Raw genomic sequence first — 4,851 nt, forward strand, 5'->3', positions numbered from 1 at the left:
GAGCGGGCAGCGGCTCCCAAATGGCAGCCATTTCCGGACGGGTATAGCGCGGGATCATCTTGGTCTCGTGATGTGAAGGGGATTACGCCGCGCTTTAGCAGATCGGGCGGGGAGGGGCTAGGCGGCGACAGGACGGGGGAGGCGGCGTCTCGGTCTCCACGCGCCGGTCATTCCGGGGCGCGCAGCAAAGCTGCGCGAACCCGAAATCCCCGCCCCGAGCGCAACCTCGCTTTCGTCATTCCGGATTGCGAGCGCAGCTCGCAAGTCCGGAATCCATACGCCGCGGCCATCGTGGCGCTGCAAGACGGCCCTGGCGACGACGGCCAACACGCGCGCGGTGTTTATGGATTCCGGGCTCGCCGCTCCGCGGCGCCCCGGAATGACGAACGAGAGTGTTGACAATATTCCTAACAGGACTATAATCCGTGTCGTCCTGTCCACGAGGGGCGCTTCGCGAGGCGTCGTCAAGCGGGACAGACCAGCCGGCCGGGCAACCGACCGGACTGTGTCCGGCGAAGCTGGCCCAGCCAGCGAAGCCGGAGGATGCGGCGCCCGCGCGATGTGTCTCGCAAACACGTCTCCCGGGCGGCGTCGGGTCCCCGTCCGGCTCCACTAGGAGAGCCTGCGACTTGTTAGTTCGCTGGACGCGGGACAGGCGAAGGCGGCGAAATCCGCCGGATGAAGCGGTGCGGAGGCATCGCGCCTGTCCCCGGAAGCACGGGCCTGATGCCGAACAGACGCCGCGGTGGGCGCGCCGAGAAGGCGAGCGCGATGGTCCACAAGATCATCGCGACAACCACCACCCCCGCGCCAACCGGCGCGCCCCCACCCCTCGCTGTGAAGCGACGGGCGCAGAACTCGGGCTCGATGGAGCCGCGAGAGGGAAGAGGCGTGGCTGTTTGACATCGTGATCATGATGAGCGTAGCCCGGATGAGCGCAGCGACATCCGGGAAGCAGCGCCAGCCCCGCATGTCGCATCGCTCATGCGGGCTACTTGCTAGCCCAGTATTCTTCTCAATTCGTGTTCGGTTTCCTCAATCTGAAGATTGAGGTCCTCGATAGCCGAGACAAGCCTGCCAACGTACTCATGATTCACCGGCCGGTCGAATGTCAGGGCTTCATTGATGGCGAATTGGATTGCACTCCGAATTGATAGTTTTCGTCCTCGAATGCTCTCTATGATCCTTGCTTGGCGGATGGAATTTTTTGCATTCTTGCCGTAGTCTAGAACTAAGTTCTCGATTGCGTTGCTTATTATTTCTTCGCGATCGTTGAATTTTCGAAGCGACTCTTTGTCTTGCTCGGTCACGGCTGCGCTGCGGGCGATTCTCTTTAGTACAAAGAGTATTCCGTCCGGAGGAAAATAGATTGCCGAAAGCGCAGATCCGATCTTGCGAAAATGTTCATTTGGGTAGCCGAACTCTGATCTCGATTTATTACTTCTGAGGGACGAGATCGCACTCTTGGTGATTTGAATGACGTCTATGATTTCTTTTATTTCAATCATTGCTCGTGTCCTGCTGGAAGGGTCTCCAATCCACAAGAGATGGTTTCAATGCGCGAAAAATTTACCAAACGGAATGGTGAGGCGCGGCCCGATCAACGCGGTGGCGTCATGTATTGGAGCATTGCTCAGTCCGTTCAGCCGCTAAATAACTAAACCACTTCCCCTCGCGCAGCCGCTGCCGCGTTCCTGATCCCCGCGATATTCGTCTTATACGCCTCCAGCGTCCCGCCCTTGAACACGGCGCTGCCCGCGACCAACGCGTTCGCGCCTGCCGCAGCGAGTTCGCCCGCGACCTTGTCACTGACGCCGCCATCGACCTCGATGTCGATCGGACGCCCGGCGATCATGGCGCGGATGGCCTTGATCTTCTCGACTGCGCTCGGGATGAAGGCCTGGCCGCCGAAGCCGGGATTGACGGACATGACCAGCACGAGGTCGATATCGTCGAGCACGTATTCGATCGCGCTCGGGTGCGTGCCGGGGTTGAGCGAGACGCCGCCTTTCTNGCGAGGGGCGCGGATCGCCTGCAGCGAGCGGTGCAGATGCGGGCCGGCTTCGGCGTGGACGGTGATGTGATCGCAGCCCGCTTTGGCGAAGGCTTCCAGATAGGGATCGCACGGCGCGATCATCAGATGGGCGTCGAAGATCTTCTTGGTGTGCGGCCGCATCGCCTTGATGACGTCGGGGCCGTAGGAAATGTTCGGCACGAAATGGCCGTCCATCACGTCGAGATGAATCCAGTCGGCGCCGGCCTGATCGACCGCGCGGACTTCCTCGCCGAGCTTGGAGAAATCCGACGCCAGGATCGACGGAGCGATGGCGAGCGGGCGGGGCGCGAAGGACATGAGCGTTTCCGTTTCCGGTTGTGCTGAACAGCGATCCGCCTCGCTACCACGCGCGGCGGCGCTGTTTCAATCCGGCAAGCGACGGAGGCTCGGCAGCTTGTGCCGCACCCGGCAGAAATTTCCGCGCTGCACGCTCTCGGTCGCCGCGAAAAGCCTTGCAAAATCAGGCTTCGCCCTGCTGGCACGCCGATTGCTGAACCATCTGCGGAATGATCCGTGCGTAGTTGCCGGCCGCGGCCAGCGGTTTGTCTTGCGGAGTCCTCGCCATGTTGCCTGCCCTCGGTGCGCTGAGTGCGCTCTCGGGATTGCTGAGTTCGCTGAACTCGTCGTCCTCGTCGTCGAAGTCCTCGACGCAGACGACGGGCTTCACCAATCCGTTCGACTCGTCGAGCTCGAGCTCGTCCACCTCGCCGTTCTCGACGTCGAGCACGAGCGGCAGCTCGTTTCCGTCGACGGGCCTGTCGGCCGAGACGCTGAACGCGCTGTTCTCGGCACAGAGCAGTTCGACCTCATCGACGAGCTCGACCACGACGGCGTCCAACAGCCGCGATGCGGCGCTGCAGGATCTGTTCAATCAGCTCGATGCCGACGGCAGCGGCGGCGTCAGCCAGAGCGAATTCGAAAACGCGCTCGGCGCCGGCGGCACCAACACGGCGAATGCCGACAAGGTGTTCGCCGCCCTCGACACCAACGGCGACGGCTCGGTGAGTTCGAGCGAACTGGCGTCGGGCCTGAAGGGCAAGGGTCACGGCCATCACGGCCACGGCGGTTCGGGCGGCGCCAATTCGGCGGACAGCTCGAGCGGGTCGGGCGGTTCGAGCGACGCGCTGCTGCAGGCTCTGTCGGGCTCGTCGAGCACGACTACCACCAACAGCGACGGCTCGACCACGACGCAGATCACTTATGCGGACGGCACCAAGGTGTCGATGACGCAGCCCGGTTCGACGTCGAGCCAGTCCAACAACGCCAGCTCGTCCTACAACTTCATCGAGCAACTGATCCAGCGCCAGTCGTCGCAGATCCAGGGCGCCAGCGGATCGAGCGTTTCGGTCAGCGCTTGATGAGTTGATATTTCGGCGTCATGCCCGGGCTTGACTCGCCTGCGGGGCCGGAGCCCCTTCGGCGCGGCGAAGGCCCGGGCATCCATCCTCCGCGAAGCGGACAGGTGATAATTCCAAGCGGATGGATTGCCGGGTCAAGCCCGGCAATGACGAGCCGACATTCAACTCCGAGCGAACCTGTCCCGCCACGCCGGCTGCGCGTCCTTGAACGGCAGCCGTGTGGCTTCATAGACGCCGCGCGCGATCGCGCGCGCCACCGTGTTGGCGGCGATGGCGCCGAGCTCCGTCAGTCCGGCCAGCGGTTCGACCGGTTTGACGCCGGTCGCCGCGGCGAACACCACGTCGCCGTCGAGCGGCGCGTGCACCGGATAGATCGCGCGGGCAAAGCCGGTCTGCGCCAGCATCGCCAGTCGCTTCACTTGCGTCTTGGTCAGCACCGCGTCGGTGACCACGGTGACCAGCGTCGTATTCTCGACCGCGCTCGCCGCCGCGGCGCCTTTCAGCTTCACCGCCAGATGCTCGGGCCCGAATTTCGCCGGCAGGCCGAAGCCGCCGAACTCATCGCCCTGTTCGAACGGCGCCGACCAGAACCACGGTCCGTCGCCGATCACCGCGCTGCCGATCGCGTTGACGACCGCGATGGCACCGACAGTGACGCCACTGGGTGTGGTCGCCGAGGCCGAGCCGAGCCCGCCTTTGTAGTTCGCCGTCGTCGCGCCGAGCCCGGCGCCGACGCTGCCGAGCGCGAAGTCGTCACTCGCGTCAGCCGCGGCGGCGTAGCCGAGATCGCGATACGGCGAGAACCGGCCCCAATTCTTGTCGCCGCCGTTGAGCATGTCGAACACCACGGCGCCGGGCACGATCGGGATCGTCGCGTTGCCGATGGCGAAACCGCGGCCCTGTGCGGCGAGCCACGCCTGCACGCCGCCGCCGGAATCGAGGCCGAAGGCCGAGCCGCCCGACAACGTGAAGATCAGCGTGACGCCGCGGCCGACCAGTTGCTCGACGCTGGGCTGTTCGCTCATCGTCTCGCCGAAGTAGCTGAGCCGGCCCTTGACCGGCAAAAGGCCCATCAGCCCGCTGAGCAGCGTGGTCTTGCCGGCGCCGTTGGGGCCGATGATGGCGATGATCTGGCCGCGCTTCACGCTCAGGCTGGCGCCGTGGATTACGGTGACGCGGCCGTAGCCGATGTCGATGCCGTCGGCCTGCAGAAGAATGTCGCCGTCGCTCGTAGTCATTCGGCGCCTCCGAGATAGGCTTCGATCACCGCGGGATTGCGCTGGATCTCGCACGGCGTGCCTTCGGCGAGCTTCTCGCCGAACTGCATGACGACGATGCGATCGGCGAGGTTCATGACGAAATCCATGTCGTGCTCGACGATGACCACGGCCATGCCCTCGGCCTTGGGCTGCTTCAGCAGCTTGGAGAGCGCCTGCT

The 4,851-nt window shown here is 64.1% G+C and carries 4 protein-coding genes and 1 pseudogene; 1 reads left to right on the top strand and 4 read right to left on the bottom strand.

The genetic code is table 11. The features are described 5' to 3' along the window. Positions 1 to 998: 998 nt before the first annotated feature. Positions 999 to 1,508 (bottom strand): hypothetical protein, encoded by a 510-nt coding sequence (locus tag I5M_RS22460; protein WP_022723456.1) that lies wholly within the window; start codon positions 1,506 to 1,508, stop codon positions 999 to 1,001. A gap of 149 nt (positions 1,509 to 1,657) precedes the next feature. Beyond that, a complete protein-coding gene (gene rpe, locus I5M_RS22465; protein ID WP_022723457.1) occupies positions 1,658 to 2,353 on the bottom strand; it encodes a ribulose-phosphate 3-epimerase in 696 nt (231 codons plus the stop codon). A 266-nt stretch (positions 2,354 to 2,619) separates the two neighbouring features. Between rpe and I5M_RS22475 the strand changes: the two genes are divergently transcribed. Then, positions 2,620 to 3,414, top strand: coding sequence for an EF-hand domain-containing protein (locus I5M_RS22475; protein WP_022723459.1), 795 nt, complete (start codon positions 2,620 to 2,622; stop codon positions 3,412 to 3,414). A gap of 161 nt (positions 3,415 to 3,575) precedes the next feature. On the opposite strand, the gene I5M_RS22480 is transcribed toward I5M_RS22475, so the two are convergent. Further along, on the bottom strand, positions 3,576 to 4,652 hold the full coding sequence (locus I5M_RS22480; protein ID WP_022723460.1) for a P1 family peptidase: 1,077 nt from the start codon (positions 4,650 to 4,652) through the stop codon (positions 3,576 to 3,578). Continuing rightward, a pseudogene (locus tag I5M_RS22485) lies at positions 4,649 to 4,851 on the bottom strand (metal-dependent hydrolase); the annotation flags it as partial. The gene I5M_RS22480 and the pseudogene I5M_RS22485, both read right to left, overlap by 4 nt.

The organism is Rhodopseudomonas sp. B29 (genome assembly GCF_000333455.1).
Taxonomy (GTDB): domain Bacteria; phylum Pseudomonadota; class Alphaproteobacteria; order Rhizobiales; family Xanthobacteraceae; genus Rhodopseudomonas.